The sequence below is a fragment of the Rhizobium sp. Root491 genome (assembly GCF_001427205.1).
Lineage (GTDB): Bacteria > Pseudomonadota > Alphaproteobacteria > Rhizobiales > Rhizobiaceae > Agrobacterium > Agrobacterium tumefaciens.
The window spans coordinates 173,336-190,127 of record NZ_LMFF01000003.1 but is presented as its reverse complement, the minus strand read 5'-3'; the positions used below and the strand labels follow the sequence as shown (position 1 = coordinate 190,127).

Annotated in this window: 13 protein-coding genes; 5 read left to right on the top strand and 8 right to left on the bottom strand. The window is 57.9% G+C overall.

Going from position 1 to position 16,792, the window contains the following annotated elements; genetic code table 11:
• Positions 1-27: 27 nt before the first annotated feature.
• Complete coding sequence (locus ASD46_RS08455; protein WP_060642010.1) at positions 28-2,451, bottom strand: penicillin-binding protein 1A; 2,424 nt, start codon at positions 2,449-2,451, stop codon at positions 28-30.
• Positions 2,452-2,679: 228 nt separating this feature from the next.
• Here ASD46_RS08455 and gcvA point away from each other — a divergent pair, with 228 nt between their 5' ends.
• From gcvA to ASD46_RS08440, 3 genes are all read left to right on the top strand, one after another.
• Positions 2,680-3,603 (top strand): LysR family transcriptional regulator, encoded by a 924-nt coding sequence (gcvA, locus tag ASD46_RS08450; protein ID WP_060642009.1) that lies wholly within the window; start codon positions 2,680-2,682, stop codon positions 3,601-3,603.
• A 775-nt stretch (positions 3,604-4,378) separates the two neighbouring features.
• Entirely contained in the window at positions 4,379-5,188 is an 810-nt protein-coding gene (locus tag ASD46_RS08445; RefSeq protein WP_060642008.1) for a nucleotidyltransferase domain-containing protein, read from the top strand.
• 282 nt (positions 5,189-5,470) lie between these two features.
• Positions 5,471-5,875, top strand: a complete 405-nt coding sequence (locus ASD46_RS08440) for a VOC family protein (protein ID WP_060642007.1) — start codon at positions 5,471-5,473, stop codon at positions 5,873-5,875.
• Between the two features lie 407 nt (positions 5,876-6,282).
• Here the strand turns inward: ASD46_RS08440 and ASD46_RS08435 are convergent, their stop codons facing one another.
• Positions 6,283-7,476, bottom strand: coding sequence for an IS91 family transposase (locus ASD46_RS08435; protein WP_060642006.1), 1,194 nt, complete (start codon positions 7,474-7,476; stop codon positions 6,283-6,285).
• Positions 7,477-7,479: 3 nt separating this feature from the next.
• Positions 7,480-8,385 carry a tyrosine-type recombinase/integrase gene (locus tag ASD46_RS08430; RefSeq protein WP_060642005.1) on the bottom strand — a complete coding sequence of 302 codons (906 nt, stop codon included), beginning with the start codon at positions 8,383-8,385 and terminating at the stop codon, positions 7,480-7,482.
• Positions 8,386-8,733: 348 nt separating this feature from the next.
• Between ASD46_RS08430 and ASD46_RS08425 the strand changes: the two genes are divergently transcribed.
• Together ASD46_RS08425 and ASD46_RS08420 are read left to right on the top strand one after the other, a co-directional pair.
• Positions 8,734-10,347 (top strand): hypothetical protein, encoded by a 1,614-nt coding sequence (locus ASD46_RS08425; RefSeq protein ID WP_060642004.1) that lies wholly within the window; start codon positions 8,734-8,736, stop codon positions 10,345-10,347.
• Between the two features lie 426 nt (positions 10,348-10,773).
• A complete protein-coding gene (locus tag ASD46_RS08420) occupies positions 10,774-11,805 on the top strand; it encodes a PIN domain-containing protein (protein ID WP_060642003.1) in 1,032 nt (343 codons plus the stop codon).
• A 33-nt stretch (positions 11,806-11,838) separates the two neighbouring features.
• Here the strand turns inward: ASD46_RS08420 and ASD46_RS08415 are convergent, their stop codons facing one another.
• The 5 genes from ASD46_RS08415 to ASD46_RS08395 all read right to left on the bottom strand — a co-directional run bounded on the left by ASD46_RS08415 (position 11,839) and on the right by ASD46_RS08395 (position 16,783).
• Positions 11,839-13,128 carry a hypothetical protein gene (locus ASD46_RS08415; RefSeq protein ID WP_060642002.1) on the bottom strand — a complete coding sequence of 430 codons (1,290 nt, stop codon included), beginning with the start codon at positions 13,126-13,128 and terminating at the stop codon, positions 11,839-11,841.
• Between the two features lie 17 nt (positions 13,129-13,145).
• A complete protein-coding gene (locus tag ASD46_RS08410; protein ID WP_060642001.1) occupies positions 13,146-14,327 on the bottom strand; it encodes an HNH endonuclease in 1,182 nt (393 codons plus the stop codon).
• Positions 14,328-14,331: 4 nt separating this feature from the next.
• On the bottom strand, positions 14,332-15,027 hold the full coding sequence (locus ASD46_RS08405; RefSeq protein ID WP_060642000.1) for an Abi family protein: 696 nt from the start codon (positions 15,025-15,027) through the stop codon (positions 14,332-14,334).
• Positions 15,028-15,115: 88 nt separating this feature from the next.
• Positions 15,116-15,598: a helix-turn-helix domain-containing protein gene (locus ASD46_RS08400; RefSeq protein WP_060641999.1), complete on the bottom strand. Its 483-nt coding sequence runs from the start codon at positions 15,596-15,598 to the stop codon at positions 15,116-15,118.
• 342 nt (positions 15,599-15,940) lie between these two features.
• The gene (locus ASD46_RS08395) at positions 15,941-16,783 is read right to left on the bottom strand and encodes a hypothetical protein (RefSeq protein ID WP_060641998.1); all 843 of its coding nucleotides are present in this window, start codon (positions 16,781-16,783) and stop codon (positions 15,941-15,943) included.
• Positions 16,784-16,792 lie beyond the last annotated feature (9 nt).

Sequence of the window (16,792 nt, the reverse complement as noted above, 5' to 3'; positions counted from 1 at the left end):
AGGGTTGATCGCACGATGCGGCGCATCTCAATACAGACCCCCGGTGCTGCGCATCAGCCGGTCGAGCAACGCATCATCAAATTTTCCTGACGATGAACTGACTTCGGAGTTTTCCGTATCAGCAATCATAGCGCACGGTGACATGCACGGGCCGGTGCCTGGCTTGAATGCTTCCAAAAAGGAACCCGACTGCTCTTCTGTGGCCGTTCCATTTCGGCGGTCGATACGTTGGAGAAGCATGCCTTCCGGACGGTGGAAGGCGCCTGTCTTCCGGCCAGCGAGTACCGTTTTCATGTAATCGATAAAGACAGGCGCAGCGAGGCCTCCTCCGGTCTCGCCCGAGCCCATGGGGGTCGGCGTGTCATAGCCCATGAAGACACCGGTCACCAAATCCGGCGTATAGCCAACGAACCAGACGTCCTTTTCATCGTTTGTCGTGCCCGTCTTCCCCGCAAGCGGCACCCCAAGCACGTCCACGCTCCGCGCTGTGCCGCGCTGGACCACGCCTTGCAGCATAGAGGTGATCTGGTAGGCGGTCATCGGGTCGAGCACGTAGTCCCTGTCGTCCACCACGGTCGGTTCCGGTTGCCCGGCCCAAAGCGCAGCGTTGCAGCCTTCACAGCGTCTTTCGTCCTGTTTAAACATTGTCCGTCCGTCGCGACCTTGAATACGGTCGACGAAGGATGGCCGCACCTCACGGCCACCATTGGCGAAGACGGCATACGCCGCAACCAGCCGCATCAGCGTGGTTTCACCCGCACCGAGTGACATCGGAAGATATTCCTTCAGATCATCATAGAGGCCGAAGCGTTCGCTGTAGTCCGCCACCACATCCATGCCCACGGCGCGTGCGAGCCGAACCGTCATCTGGTTGCGACTGTTTTCCAAACCGGTCCTGAGCGTGGAGGCACCGCCGGAACGACCATCATAATTCTTGGGCCGCCACAGTCTGCCTGCGCCATCGGGAATGGCCAGAGGTGCATCGAGCACCAATGTTGCGGGGGTGTAGCCGGAGTCGAGTGCTGCAGCGTAGACGAACGGCTTGAATGACGAGCCGGGCTGGCGAAAAGCCTGGGTCGCACGGTTGAATTGTGATTGCGCATATGAGAAGCCACCCGCCATCGCCACGACCCGCCCGGTCTGTGCCCCCATGGAGACTAGCGCTCCCTGGACCTGTGGCGGCTGGCGCAGGCGATGCCCCGCTTCTGTCTTCTCGACATAGACGACGTCACCCACCGAAAAGACGTAAGACGCATCCTTCGCGCATCGTCTTTTGCCTGCCTGGTGGCTGCAAAGCGCCCAACCGAGCGCTTTCAGGTCCATCTCGATTGGCGCTTCGTCGCCGGCATGAAGCCGTAAAACCACGCCCTTCGCATCAACCCATGTTACGAGGGCCAAGCGCCACTCGGGAACGTCGACCAGAGGTGCAATCGTTTTGGCAGCGGACGGCCAGTCCTCTTCGTTCTCTAGATGGAGAAGCGGTCCGCGATAGCCCTTAGCCTGATCGTATTCGACGAGGCCCTTCTGCAGCGCGCTCATAGCCGCATGTTGAAGCTGAGGGTTCAAGCTCGTGCGCACGCTGAAGCCGGCACGATAGATTTCCACCTCGCCATATTTCGCCAGCAAGAACCTGCGGACCTCTTCCGTGAAATATTCCGCTTTGTGAACGGCCGGCAGGCTTTCCCTGACAACGACGTCTAACGGCTCCGCCACGGCCCGAAGCGCTTCGGTTCTGGTGATAAACCTGTTCGCCAGCATCTGCTCTATTACCCAGTTTCGACGGGCGATCGCTCGGTTGCGGGCCTTGACCGGATGGTAGTTGTTCGGCCCCTTTGGCAGCGCCGCGAGATAGGCGGCCTCGGCGATGTCGAGATCGGCTACGGCTTTGCCGAAATAGGTCAAAGCCGCCTGCGCCACTCCATAGCTTCCAGCGCCCAGGTAGATATCGTTGAGGTAGAGCTCGAGTAGTTGGTCCTTGGTAAAGGCCTGGCTCATGCGGATTGCCAGCAGCATTTCCTTCAGCTTCCGTTCGAATGTCCGGTCATTCGTCAACAGGAAGTTCTTGGCTATCTGCTGCGTGATCGTCGAAGCACCGATCAGGCGATCGCCGCTTAAGCTGTGTTCGATGTTCGAGAGGAAGGCCTGTCCGATGCTGAGCGGATCGACACCCGAATGACTGTAAAAATTCTTGTCCTCAGCAGCGAGAAAAGCGGCCCTTACCCGCAGCGGAACAGCCCAGATCGGCATGAACAGACGCTTCTCGCGTGCAAATTCCGCCATAAGCGTTCCATCCCCGGCGTAAAGCCGCGAGGTGACCGAGGGTTGCCAGTTGGCAAGCATGGTATGGTCGGGAAGCCCTACGCTGAAACTTGCGACCAAGAGATAAAGCATCAGGGCGAGCGCGAGGCCCAGATTGATTCCGGCACTCAAAATCCCTCCAAGAAGCTTCATCCCTTACTCCGTCTACATCCGGCCACCCCGCCCGCCATAAGACCAATCTTGAGGAAGCAGAAAGCGAGCCTCTCTTCTCGTGAGACGCTTCATTTCTTCTTGGCGAGCTGATCGTTCCGCCGCGTCTTTCTTGAAATCGACCGTTTCGATGATGGTTTGATATAGGGGTTGAACCGTCCACACAAACGACGTTATCTGGGAGCAGATGCAAATTTAATTTGGGTTATCATGGTTCGTCCACATCTGCCTCTCAATGCGCTCCGCGCATTCGAAGCCTCCGCCAGACATTTGAGCTTCACGCGGGCAGCGATTGAACTCGGGGTCACGCAGGCGGCTGTCAGCCATCAGGTCAAGATCCTCGAAGACCGATTGAAGGTCAGTCTCTTCAAGCGCATATCGCGGGGCCTGATGGTGACCGCCGAAGGCGAGGCCCTTCTGCCAGTCCTGCGCGATTCGTTCGACCGCATGGCCGACATGCTGGAGCGTTTCGAGGGGGGATACGTGCGGGAAGTCCTCACCGTCGGAGTGATCGGAACATTCGCGGTAGGATGGCTATTGCCACGTCTCGCTGACTTTCAGCTGCACCATCCCCAGATCGAACTGAGACTGTCGACCAACAACAATCGCGTGGACATTGCCGCAGAGGGCCTCGATTACGCGATCAGGTTTGGCAGTGGCGCCTGGCACAATATCGAGGCCGAACATCTGTTCGAAGCTCCCCTCTCGGCGATCTGCATTCCGGAGATGGCAAAGGAACTGAAGCGTCCGGAAGACCTTTTCAGAAAGATTCTTCTGCGCTCCTATCGCGCGGACGAGTGGACCGGCTGGTTCGCGGCCGCGGGCGTGACCGGAGAGCCGCCAATCGCGAGAGGCATAATGTTTGACTCGTCTCTGGCTATGATCGAAGCAGCAATGCAAGGCGCGGGGGTCGCGCTTGCGCCGCCGCTGATGTTCCAGCGGCAATTGACGACAGGCTCTCTGCAGCAACCGTTCGATGTTTTCGTCTCGCGTGGGAGCTACTGGCTCACGTCACAAAAATCCCGGAGCGAAACGCCGCCAATGGCAGCGTTCAGGACGTGGCTTCTGGAGGCGGCCAATGCCGTCGCGATGGAACCTCACGGACACCAAGGTGCTGAAGTGAACTTGACCTAGGCATTAGAAAAATTATTGTAAGCTAACAACGAATGCTGGCTTACCTCTTCTGATCCGCCCTCCGGCACAGAAAGTACTGGCCGTTGTCAATCCATCCTTGCAGGGGCATCTATTGCAAGACTTTGTCTTATCGTCGGCCTAGCGTGTTGACGACGATGACGCCGCCCAGCGCCAAGGTGCCCCTAAGTAGCGTCCTCGCTTCAGGCGCCTCATCGAGACCGGCCCAAGGGAAAGACACGGCACATGGTGGAATGAGATAGAGAAACTGGCCCGCTGCGCCGCGCCGAAATATTTGAGCGCATATGTACGGCACGACTGACCGATTGCCGCGAGCGCGACCGCAAGTAAGATGACTGCGCCGACAGCTGATGTCGAGGCTGAGGCGAGCTGCTCGATCCCTTCGCGATGCCATGGGCAGAGGGGCAATGGTGCCGGCGAGTATAACTGCCGCCGTTACGGACAGCGGGTTGTGGCGCGCAAGAGGCGGCCGTTGCAATACGGAATAGGTGGCCGCACTAGCTGCCGCTCCTACAATCACCATGGTTAAATCCAAGATCCAAAACTGTCCCTCTCATCCGGCGAATGGAACCGAGATCTGGCATCCGCGAGTCCGCAAAAATAGATGATCCAGCCTGACCTGCGGGATTTTCGCTGGTCTTTCGGGTTTGATTGGAGAAATCCAAACCGGATCGGGCTTGCAGTGGATCAACTCATTCCCATAATTGTCAAAATTTGACGCGCATTGTATTCTGGAGTGCTGACTAGGAGAATCACAATGGCCAGCACCCTTCCACAAGCCCATGCATGCTTTCTGCAGCACGTATGCGAAGCTACTGCGTCCGACGAACGGATGATCGCCCTTCTTATTGGCGGCTCGTACATCCATGGCGGATTCGACGAGCATTCCGACTTAGATTTCGTGGTCGTCGTGAAAAATGAAAGCTACGAGGATGTCATGGCATCGCGTTTGGCCTTCGCTGAGAGCTTACCCAATTTTGTCAACGCATTCACAGGCGAGCATGTCGGTGAACCACGCCTATTGATCTGCCTTTACGGCCCTCCACTTCTGCACGTCGACCTTAAGTTTGTGTTGATGTCCGACTTTGACAAACAAATCGAACGAAGAGCGGTTCTGTTTGCCAGAAAGCCGGAAGAGATCGAGGCGTTGATTCTCTCGGCGGAGCCCGTCTGGCCCAACCTTCCAGCTCAGTGGTTTGAAGAGCGGGCATGGATTTGGCTGCACTATGCGGTCACCAAGCTTCTACGCGGCGAGCTTTATGAAGCGATTGGCATGCTTGCCTTTTTCCGGGAACAAATTTTAGGACCGCTGATCTATCGCCGGGCCGGAAAGAATCAAAGAGGCGTTCGACGGCTGGAGGCCCTCGGGCCGGATCTCCATGGTAGGCTGGTCGATACCATCGCTTCCTACGATGCTACCGCAGTGAGGGATGCGATTGAAGCATCAATCGACATCTACCTGAATCTGAGGGCCGATGATCCTCTTTTTACTGCGACGCGACAGATGCCTGAGCTTTTGCGCGATCTCATTGGGCAGGGTTCGCCTCGGGCTGTTGGGGGGCAATAGGCCATAAAATGAGTCTGGGTCAGCTCGTTTGATATAAAAGCTGCCTCGCCTTCCGACCCATATCTTATGAACCCCAGCCCCGTCCTGACACGCTCACGCAGGGCGGGACCGAGACCTGATCTTGAGAAACTCTCATGTCGGCCTTTCCATTGGACGTGTCAGGTGACGTGCTGCTCCTGGCCCAGAGCAGAACAGGGAGCGCCATCTCGATCACGCGCCAAGGGTTCGTGACTGCATCACTTTATCCACTATGCCCAGATAAGATTTTAAAAGGAGCCGATTATGCCGCAGGTCCTCGCTTATGTTGCACTCGTCGTCCGAGACTATGATGAAGCAATCTCATTCTTTGTAGAGAAGCTTGGCTTCGATCTAATCGAGGACACATATCAGCCGGAACAGGACAAACGGTGGGTGGTGGTCGCGCCCGCTGGGCGCAACGGCTGTTCCATCTTGCTCGCCCGCGCATCCAACGACCATCAGGCGCAATGGATCGGAGATCAGGCTGGTGGCCGAGTCTTTCTTTTTTTGCGTACCGATAGTTTTTGGCGAGACTATCATCTGCTTGTGGATCGCGGAGTCAAGTTTGCTCGTGAGCCGAACGAAGCGCCTTATGGATGGGTTGCTGTCTTTAAAGATCTCTACGGCAATCTTTGGGACCTGGTGGAGTCTAACGACGGCAGGCCGTAGAAGACCGTCTGTAACTCGCGACCGTTTGCGCGCGCTCGTGACGGGATGCCATTATGGACGGCCTGTCCGCTTTCGGGCGGCCGAGATATGGCCTTTTCATCCGATATGCTTAAGGGTTTCGGGTGCCGTCAGGCGTACGAAAGCCTCTCATGCAGGAACCCGCGGTCGGCATTCTCTGAGCTATGGGTTTTTGTGTATCGGATCTTCTGGCGGACCGCCGATCGCAGCGGCGTTTGTTCGTCCCGGCGGGCCGAAATTGGTGTTTGCAAGCGTGATCGCCGAGATTTTCTCGGTGCTTGGGAGCGCGTTTGCCCGGCTTAAAGCCGTCGCCATTCGAACTGGCGCAGGCCCTCCCGTTGGCCGGCTCTGCTTTGAGCAGACCATATGAATGGATCTGCCATGCCGGGTCATGACGCGCTCTCCCGGTTCGTTGTCGCCGTGTTTGGCGGTCCGCGTGGCTGATGCCAGCATTCGAACACCTCGATGACGATCATGCGTCCGCCGCAACATGGGCATGGCGGGCGGATCTCGATTGGCTCGTTGGCAGCGTTGTCGACAGGCGGCAGGGCAGCGTTCAGGAGCTCGCGGGCGCGGGTGATGCTAGTCTTTCGGGAACTGCCGGCGAGCAGGCCGTAATGCCGGATGCGGTGGAACCCGCGCGGGAGAACGTGGAGCAGGAAGCGTCGAATGAACTCGTCGGGGGCAAGCGTCATGACCTGCTGCCGATCGGAACCGTCGCGGCGGTAGTCCTTGTAACGGAAGGTGACGCCGGTCTCTTCGAACGAGATCAGGCGACTGTTCGAGATGGCCACCCTATGGGTATAGCGCGACAGATAGGCAAGAACCGCCTCAGGTCCCGCGAAGGGCGGCTTGGCATAAACGACCCAACGCTTCTTTCGCACCGGCGACAGGTGCCGTCCGAATGCCCGGCGGTCAGCGAGATGCGCAGCCGAACCGAAGAAAGCGAGCTGCCCGGCATCGTGGAACTGGAGCAGTCGCGTGAGGAACAAGCGCCGGAAGAGCTTGCCGAGCACACGCACCGGCAAGAGGAATGCTGGACGTGACGATATCCAGCGTGACCCATCAAGGGCTATGCCGCCGCCCGGCACGATCATGTGAACATGGGGATGATGGGTCATGGCCGATCCCCATGTGTGCAGCACGGCAGTGATACCGATGCGCGCGCCGAGATGCTTCGGATCGGCAGCGATCGTCAGCATCGTTTCCGATGCGGCCTTGAACAGAAGATCGTAAACCAGCGCCTTGTTGTAGAAGGCAATGACGGCGGCCTCGGCTGGCAATGTGAAGACGACGTGGAAGTATCCTACCGGCAAGAGATCAGCCTCTCGTTCGGCGAGCCATGTGCGTGCGGCGGCGCCCTGGCACTTCGGACAGTGCCGGTTCCGGCAGGAATTGTAGGCAATGCGCCACTCTCCGCAGTCCTCGCAGGCCTCTACATGGCCGCCCAATGCAGCAGTGCGGCAGTGTTCTACCGCCGACATCACCTTGAGCTGGGCCAAGCTGAGCTGTCCCGCATGGGCTTTCCGATGAGTCGACCCGGCAACACGGAAGATATCGGCGACCTCGATCGAGGTACGCATGGCTCAGTCGTCGGGCGTCTTGCCTTCCACAAGTGCCATCAGCCGGTCGAGCGGCCCAGCGACCGCGTGGATCGTCCGGGTAGAAACCTTGGCATAGAGCGCGGTCGTCTCCAGCTTGCTATGTCCGAGCAGAACCTGGATGACCCGGATATCGGTGCCATCCTCCAGAAGGTGGGTGGCAAAGCTGTGCCGTAGGGTGTGCGGACTGACGCGCTTGTGTATTCCGGCGACCTCCGCAGCTTCCTGAACAGCGCGATGCAGTTGCCGCGACGAGATCGGGTCGGTGCGACTGCGTCCCGGAAACAGCCAGCCATGAGGTAGCATCACGCCGCGCCGCTTTCCTTCGCGCCACCACAGTCGCAACAGTTCAAGGAGTTGCGGGGAAAGCATGGCATTGCGATCCTTGCGTCCTTTGCCTTGTTCAACGCGGATCAGCATGCGTGTCGAGTCGATGTCATCGACCTTGAGATGCGCGACCTCCGAGACGCGCAAGCCCGCGCCATAGGCTACGCCGAGCGCCGCTTTGTATTTGATGCCTGGCGCCGCCTCGAGCAACCGTGCAGCTTCCTCCATGCTCAGCACATCGGGTAGCTTGCGTGGATTGCGGGTGATCACCAGCGCTCGCGCCATATCCCGCCGTTTTAGCGTCACCGTATACAGAAAGCGCAGCGCTGAAACCGTGCTGTTGATCGTCGCCGGGCCCACACCGTTCTCATGCTGATACAACTGGAAATGCCGTATGTCAGCGACCGTTGCGGTGTCAGGGGCGCGCCCAAGAAACGTGGCGAAGCGCCGGACATGACGGATGTAGTCCTGCTGAGTGTGGGATCCCAACCCCCGCATTACCCTGTCTTCTTGCATGCGTTGGCGAAGCGGTGTGGTCCGGGTATTGTTGGAGAAGCTGGCCATTGAACGTTCCTCTCGTTGAAGGGAACTCCATGGTCAGGCAACACCAACCGCCTGCCTAGAACTCAGATAATCACACCAGCCTCACCGCGCACGCCCTCCCGCGAAGCGGGTTCGTGCATGAAGGCGCAAAGCTGCCATTCGCCTTGAAGGGATCTGAACCGCCGACCCTTTTGATATAAAAGCTATCTCTCTGAAATTGTATCGGATGTCGGCTTTGCCTGCAGGAAATAGCTGATTTGGGGGCCGTGAGCGGACTGGCTGTTTTTGGCGCTAAGAACGCGATACACAAGTAATACTTGCTGGTATTTCAATATGTTCGAAACTTGATTCTTTCGGTAGCACCCTCAAATGACCCTCGACGGATTCCTGACCTTCCTTGGACTAGCTGCTGCCGTTTTCGCAATTATTCCACCGGTTGCCAGGTTGCGGATCCGTTTGCAGCTTGTTCCGCAAGCCATCTTGGCGGGCGCGGCATTGGTGCTCGCCCTCTACTTCGAGTTCTTCCAGTTTGTTTCCCTACCTTGCCTGCCGGCGTTTCGGATTGTCTGCAACGGGCTCGTAATCCAGCCCGGCGCCGCCTTTACGCCAGCGATGGCCGCATTTCTCGTTGTTGTGGTCTGGATGCTACTAGCTTGCTTGGTGGCGATATGCCTCCCACCGAGCCAGCGATCAATCCGCCCAATGGCCGATCTCGTCGAGCAGCTGTTCCACCAGCAACGCTACGGCCAGGCGGTTGACTTCGTCCTTCCGCACGTGCGCTTCTTGGAGCGTGCCCAAAATCGCAAGCTCTGGAATCAAAAGTTGAAGGACTGGCTCGCCGGCAAGCGTATCCCCGATCTGGAGGAATGGTTAAGTGATCCCATACGTGCGGACAAGAAGCGAAGGTGGCTAACGCCATTTCGATTGTTGGCGCGATGCGTTCCGGGGGGAGCACATGCGCAAGAGCACGCCGAACGCATCTTGAATTCCCTCTACCTAAGCCGGCAATTCATGGACTACGCTGCTCTTCAGCGCCCCAGTGTGACAGGGGTGCTTCTGACGCTCGATGCCCATCAGCGTTTCGACTTCTCCAATCGACTTTTGGCTAGCTTGGCTTCGTCGCCAGGAAGCCGCCTATATGAAGAAGTTGAACGGAACGCCAAGTATGAAGGCCTCGGCGACAATCTCGTGGTCGGCCACAATTTCATCTTGCGAGCGTATTTCTTGGACGCAAGCGTGGCCGAAAGCCTTGCGGCCTGGAAGCCCATCGGCGATTTCGTGATCGATTATATTAGGGGTGATGACGCCGTCGTTCGAGCAAAGCTCAACGGAAAGAGCGATGGTTTCGACCAACGAAGGTGGCGAGATCCGGTGGCTTTTGCCATCGCCTATTTCGACTTGATGATCCGTTCGGCGTTCAGTCAGAACATCAAGGATCACATGTGGCTGGCCTACCTGGATCACTTCGTTGACGAGCTGGTTGACATCTACGATGCCACCGGTCCCGAGATCGCTCAGGGTGATGAATTTCCGACTTGGAATGCTCACCTGATCTATGAATGTATCAACACCTTGGGACACTGGGTTCAGTTTACTCGAAAGGCCCCAGAGGGATCGGTTCATCGTAGTTTTCCGGGAAGCCTTCACCAAGGATCGGCGGGCATTCCGGCGAATGCGGCGCGCAGTCTTGGCACGTGCCTCTACCATGTTCTCCAGTCCCACCGTGTCGGCGATACGTTTGCTATGTATATGGTCGAATGCGCCTTGAGGGACATCAGGTATCTCGTGCAGCCCGGGGACGAGGAAGCTCGAAAGTTCCTCATCCGCTCAATCGTCACGGGCGGCGGTCGTGATAATGCCCATGATTATGGAGCAAGACTGGCACACCTACTCGGTGGCATCGATTATATTCTTTTGAATGATGTTTCGGATCTTCTCGCTGCAGCGAGGCTTACCCACCCCCGAGCAGAATTTCCCGATTGATAGGGTTATGCCGATCTCGGCAATGCAGGAGACGAACCGTTGGAAGATTTCATAGCATCGAGAAAGAGGTCGATGCTTTTGTTGCGGCCTTGCCGATAGCGACACTTGCGGCTCCGACATTGCTGCATCAGTTTATCTTCTCGATGCTTCATATGTCCGGACGCGATCAAACCAAGCGAGTCGCTGGCGAGACGATATAATATCGAATGAGCTGCTTGCTGGCCTGGCTGGCTGGTCGAGACTGGGACCTAGGGCCGGCCTCTGTTCCGGAAATGATGGCGACATTGAATGAAGCAGACCCAAAGAGAGATCAGTTCAAATCAGGGGACAGGCTGGAGTCGACGCGACGGCTGACGCACATCGCGAAAATCTGTAACGTTACGCAGAGCTACGATTTCAGATTAACCATAAAACCGGCACCTACAAATGTTGCATCTGTTGATTGATACGTGCATATGGCTCGACCTATCCAAAGATTACCGCTCGCAACCTCTCATCAACGCCCTGAAGGATCTGATCGCGGCGGGGGAAGTGGAGCTTATCGTTCCTCAAATTGTCGTTGACGAATTTCTGCGCAACAAATCGAGGGTCATCGCCGAAGCGCAGCGTAGCCTGCAGTCTCATTTCAGACTGGTCCGCGAAGCCGTTAATCAGTTCGGTGCTGACGAAATTAAAGCCCCTACCCTGCAGGCACTCAATGAAGTCGACCATAAGATTGTCACTGGCAGCGATTCCGTTCTGAGCGTCGTGGACTCCATTGAAAAGTTGCTGCTCGCACAAGCTCCCGTTCCAACGACGGATGCGGTTAAAGCGCGGGTGACGGATAGGGCGCTCGCGAACCTCGCCCCCTATCACCGGGCGAAAAACAGTGTCGGAGATGCGATCCTGGTCGAGATCTACGCGGACATCGTCGCGCGGTCCGACGTTAAAGACGCACGCTTCGCCTTCGTCACGCATAACATCAAGGATTTCAGCGAGCCAAATGGGGATCGCCGTCTTCCCCACCCCGACCTGGCGCCCTCATTCGCACCGCCAAAGTCCACCTACTGGGTTTCATTGCTCGATACGCTGAAAGACATAGATCCGGACCTCTTGGCCGATCACGACGCCGAATTCAACTATTCGCCCCAGTTCCGCAGGCTTTCGGAAATCCTGGAAGCCGAACACCTGCTGTTCCGCCAGGTCTGGTACAATCGGCATTGGAACCTCCGGTCAACAATCGAAGACGGCAAGCATCATGTCGTACCGGAATCCGAATATTCCCGCTCCCCGTACCGGCAGGATCAAACACTCGATACGGTTTGGGCAGGTGCGCTTGCAGCCGCGAAAAGGACAGAGGACGAGATCGGAATCGAGAATCTCGGCCCGTGGGACGATTTCGAATGGGGCATGATTAACGGGAAGCTGTCAGCTTTGCGTTGGGTTACAGGCGATGAGTGGGACATGCTCGATACATAGAACATTCCGATTTCGCTCGCGCCTTCTCAAGGATCAAATCAATGCGCGCCGCGCTGCTTCTCGCGTCAGCGCCCGAAGCAGACCGGCTAGATTGATGATGATCTGGTCATCCTCCTCGCTTGAATAGGGCGAAACAAGCTTGCCGTGCATGACACCGTTGCGGATCTTTATCCAGGACGCTACCTGAGGTCTTGTTCCCACCCTCTCATCCGCCAATGTGTAAAGCGCCCGCTGCACGGAAACCGCATCCGCTCTCTTAACCGCGGCTTTGGCTGCATCCCTTAGCCTCGACGCACCCTCCCACTGCTCGATATGAGCGACCAGGGAATCGATGGCGGCCTGATCGGCGTCGGTTCTGAGCGTGCCTTCAGGAACGAGGCGACGCGCCACGCCTTCGATACTGCTGGCCAGCGTCAGCGCCATCACCCATCTGGAACCCTGCGCAGATTGGATCACTTCCTCATAGAACGTGGTGATCGTGTGGCTTTCCCACCCTCCTTCGCGCGCAACCAGGGTGAGGAGCCCCGCATAGAGATCGAAGAAATCGGCGTCGTTCGTAAGACGGTCGTCACCGCTCCACAAAGCGGTCCATGTCGAATCCGAAGTCCAGGCCGGTGACTCTCGCACCCAGAGCATGGAGCGTCCGTTCGGAAAGCGGCGTTCGACCAGCCGCGGAAACGCCAACTGACCGAAAAGAATGCGGAGAGGTTCGCCGAACCAATTTTCGGCCGCGTGTGCGGGCAGGGCTGCGGCATGTGCAGCTGAAATGGAAAGTACGTTTGTCTCGCTGTCGAACGCGAACCTGACGGGTATGCCCAGCACGTTGATGGTGCGGACGGCGCATGCGCCGCCAGCCTCGGCGTCGCTTCGCACGAAGCGCCGGAAAATGATCGAGGCGCTATGATTTCGGGGAATAAGAAAACGGGATTCGGCGCCGCTTTCCCCCGTCGCTGGCCCCTCAACGCGGGTACTTAAGCTATCGGACGCGCCGGTGAGCACCCACTGATCGCCATCGGTATCTACCTTTGGGACCGTCCAGCCGCCCGACCATTCGGTCCCGTCCGCATCGGTCATCACCAGGCGGAACCTGTGTCGCGCCTCGTAGGGTTCGTTCCGCTGACGATTGAGCGCGCTCAGGCTGTGCCTCAGATCGACAGGCTGCCCTGTCATCCGGTAGCGGAATTCCCGCTCAGACACGATTTCGAACTCGCCTTCCCCTTCCGCAAGGAGCGGCTCAGAATCATAGGCCAATAGCGCCATTCTCGGAGCGCGGATCGTGACGGGGCCTCGCAGGTAGGGATTCAGGCGATCGATGTGCGGCATGGGGGCAATTCTGGCGATTAGCGTTGATCCGATGAAGAGGAATTGGGTCCAGGTCCAGCGGTTGCGGGGCGCGTCTCCTGCGAGAGCCTTGCGCGTTCATGCATCTGTTCCCTGGTTGGCATGTAGATCGACAAGTCCCGCTGCCATCGGCCTACGCCTTGTACCTCGAGGTCGACGCGCAGCGGCAGCCGGTTGTTTTCCGGCGACTCTGACAGTAGTTCGACGCTGCGGACGCGTGTGACGCACTGCAACGGCGTCGCCTGGGCGTTCATGATCCCGTCGGCGGCGGGAAGGGCCGCCTGACGGATAACGTCCAGTGTGAGGAGCTGGGATAACCAGAGGGTGCCGCTGAATGCCTCGAAATACTCAAAGAAGCGCACGCCCGACGTCACACCAAAGAGGTTTTCCCCCCGCTGCATCGATAGCAGCGACTGTATTTTCTGTGGGAGATAATCGACACCGGAAACCAAGGCGATGCTCGTGCCATCGAGAAACAAATCGTTGGCTTCAGGGTCTAGCGCCAGGCTGTTGCCGAGCTTCTGCGCGTCGATGCGTTGAGCAGACGGGCCGAGAGGGCAAGTCATTACGTGCACGCCGGCCTTCATCGTGAGCGTCGGCGCTTCTGAAAGCACCCTGCCGTCGCCCAGCTCGTTTGAAAGCACATATCTGTCTTCCGGCGCGCGCGTAGCGAAGCCGCCTATAAAGCCGATCAGTGCGTGCCGGTCGGCTGTTACAAAGTGATTCAGATGCAGGACCCAGCTCCCGGCCGTGACCTGCGCAATCTCTCCTGCACAGACAATATCGGGACCGATCGCCACCAAGCCCGCGCCCGGCAACACCCCGGCCCCGGCTCTCATGTCTTCGCCGCAGGCCTTTTCACGCGCCGCTTTCATCGCCCGCAGCATGTCGGCGGTATAAGTGGCTTCGTCGCGGTCGATCAGCCGCGCGTGGGTGGGGCAGAGCCAGATGGCGTTGCCAATGCCCGACCGTTCTTCCGGGCTCATGGTTTCGTCAAAGCGGCGGCCCCCCGGCGCCGCTGCGCAGATATGGGCGGCGTCGCCGACGATAGCGAAGGCGCCTGGCGTTTCCTCGCTCGGGCCGACGGTTTTTTGCTGGCATGCCGCAAAGGAGCATTGCCACCCAGCGCGCATCGCCACCGCTTTTTTCACTGCGGGAGAAAAATTGTCGCGGTTGCTCATCCGGTCAGGCTCCCTCGCCTTTCGCGTCCTTGAGCGGCTGATGCAGTGCGATCGGCTCCGCCGGATAGACCTGCTGGAACCGGCAGTGCGCCTGGCACCAGTCCGCCGCCGCCGGGGACAGCCAGCCGGTCATTTCCATCATGCTGTCATAGCGCTTCGGCAGGTTCCACATGATGATCGGCTCGTGATGGGCGATGCGATTCCGCAGGCTGCGGATCTGCGCCAGCGGACCGGAGAAGTCCTTCCTTCGCAACCCCTTTCCGTCAGGCTTGCGACCGATCTTGTGCAGCGTCGTCTGCCACAGCGTTTCATAGTCCTTGCCGAACATGGCCGTCCAGAAGCTGAATGTCAGCGCGGCGATGACACGGCCGGGTGTCGGCTCCTTTTTGTTTGCTTCAATATCCTGGATCGCCTTGGCAAGCTGTTCAGGCTGCCATTCACCGAGCAGCAGGCCTTCTTCGTGAAACCAGCTTTCATTGACCGCTTCCGCCATGACGGCATGGATGCGGTTGCGCAGCGCCACCTCCAGCATCTGGAGCGGCGTATAAAGGCTTTCCGAAATCAGGGTATTGAGCGTATACAGCTCGATAGCACGGTCCCGGTCGCTATTCGCCCAGTCGAGGTAACGGCCAAACCGCTCCAGGGAAAGCGCCATTTCCAGCGTTTCATAGGAAACTGTCTTCCCTACTTCCCCTTGCATTTTTTCCCCACCCCCTCTATATAGGTAATCGTACACCCCGGTACCGTCTCTGCCCTAGGCATGCGGCCGGGGTAATTTTTTGCCCTAATCACTTGAGATGCTTCGGGGTTTGCAAGGCCGCCTTGGCTTCCTTCCGCTGCTTCTTTTCAGCCGCGAATTCCGGCTCAAGCGCCTGAATCTTCGTCACCAGGCCGTCGAGGTGGTAGATATTGCTGTTCCAGTCACCGGCAGCCGTCTTGCGCATTTCGCGCTTGATATAGCCGGCCTTCTCCAGGGCGCGCATATTGTTCTGGATGGTTTTCTCCGTGACATCCATGCGTTTCGCCAGTTCCTTTTTGGCGGGAAACGGCTTACGCGTGGGCTCGTGCCAGTAATCCAGGAGCTGGATGACGATGTTCATCTGCATCGCGTTGATGCCGAGGCGCCGCTGCGCCTGGATCAAGATGGAGGGGATACCTGCATAGCCGTGACTATAAACAGCCTTGCCCCAGATGCGCTCCGTAGAGGACGGCTTCTTGGTTGCGGGCTTTGGAAAATTGATGACTTCTGCATCAGTAGAGGTTGCGCTCATGGTTTAAATCTCCTTCGGTTGCAAAGAAGATACGCAGGCGAATACCAGCTTTCAATGAGGCGGTTTGTTGGGGGTATGGAAAACGCAGGGGCTACCCCTATCTGCGTTAATTGTGCTGTCTCCACCACTAAAGCTATATGGTCTACGCTGCTTTTGTGGTCGGATTTCGCCCCTACCTTGGGAAGCTACGTTCCCGACCGGTGGGATCGCTAATTTCCATACTTAAGCATCATTTTTTGTATCGCAAAGCGGTTGTAACATGCCGAGACACTAATCGGAACGGAAAATGCGCCCTGTTCCGATCCTAATTCGACCGTTTCGAAGAGATGCACTCGCGCCGCTTCACGCTGCAGTGGCTCCCATCTTCTGAAGACGCTCGTGTTCCTCGATGAGATAGGTGATGTAGCTCCGGATCAGATTGCAATACAGCCGGGCCTCATTCTGCTGGATGGCGACCCCAGCCTTGAGATCCATACCGTGCCGTACGCCGCCGCCGGTTGGCGAGGACAGATAGCCGTGCAATTTCGTCATCCAGTCAAGGATCTGCTCCTGAGCTGTTCCGCGATTGCCGGATCTCATTTCGCCAATGATCTTGTTAAAATATTTACCCTGAACCGTGCCATCGTTCGTGCCGGTGCCCCGGAACACTGTCGCGACCGACTCCAGAAGCCAGAGGATTTCAGAAACCGCCTGGCGGCTTTTCCCTTCCTCGATGAGCCGGTGCGACTCCTCGAGCGATGCTTCAATCAGCGCCCGCGCCTGCGCGTCGAGGGACGGTGCGGCGTCGGGCACGGGAATCGGTGGGACCTGCGGGTTTGTGGCGACCAGATGGGGCGGTTCGATCCGATAGCCCGCGCCATGTTCTGCAAGTACGCGATTGATCATCGCCACGTCGGGCACACCGAGGCCGTCTTCGGCGCACTCCATGCAGACCCTATAAAACGCCTCGATGAACAGCGGCGCGTTCTCTTCCGCTCGGCGCATCGCGCTGTCCAGATCGGACCACGCCCAGCTCAGGCTGCTGCTGTTCCCCGAACCACCGAACGCTTCCTTAAAGCGTTCAACGATCATCCAGGTGTTTCTCTGAGTGGCGATTTTTTCGATGAAATCGTAAAATGCGCGCGACAGGGTCGCCGGCGCCGGTCCTGGGCTTGAAAACCGCCATGCAGGGTCAAATTTAAGCATCGAGCGCTC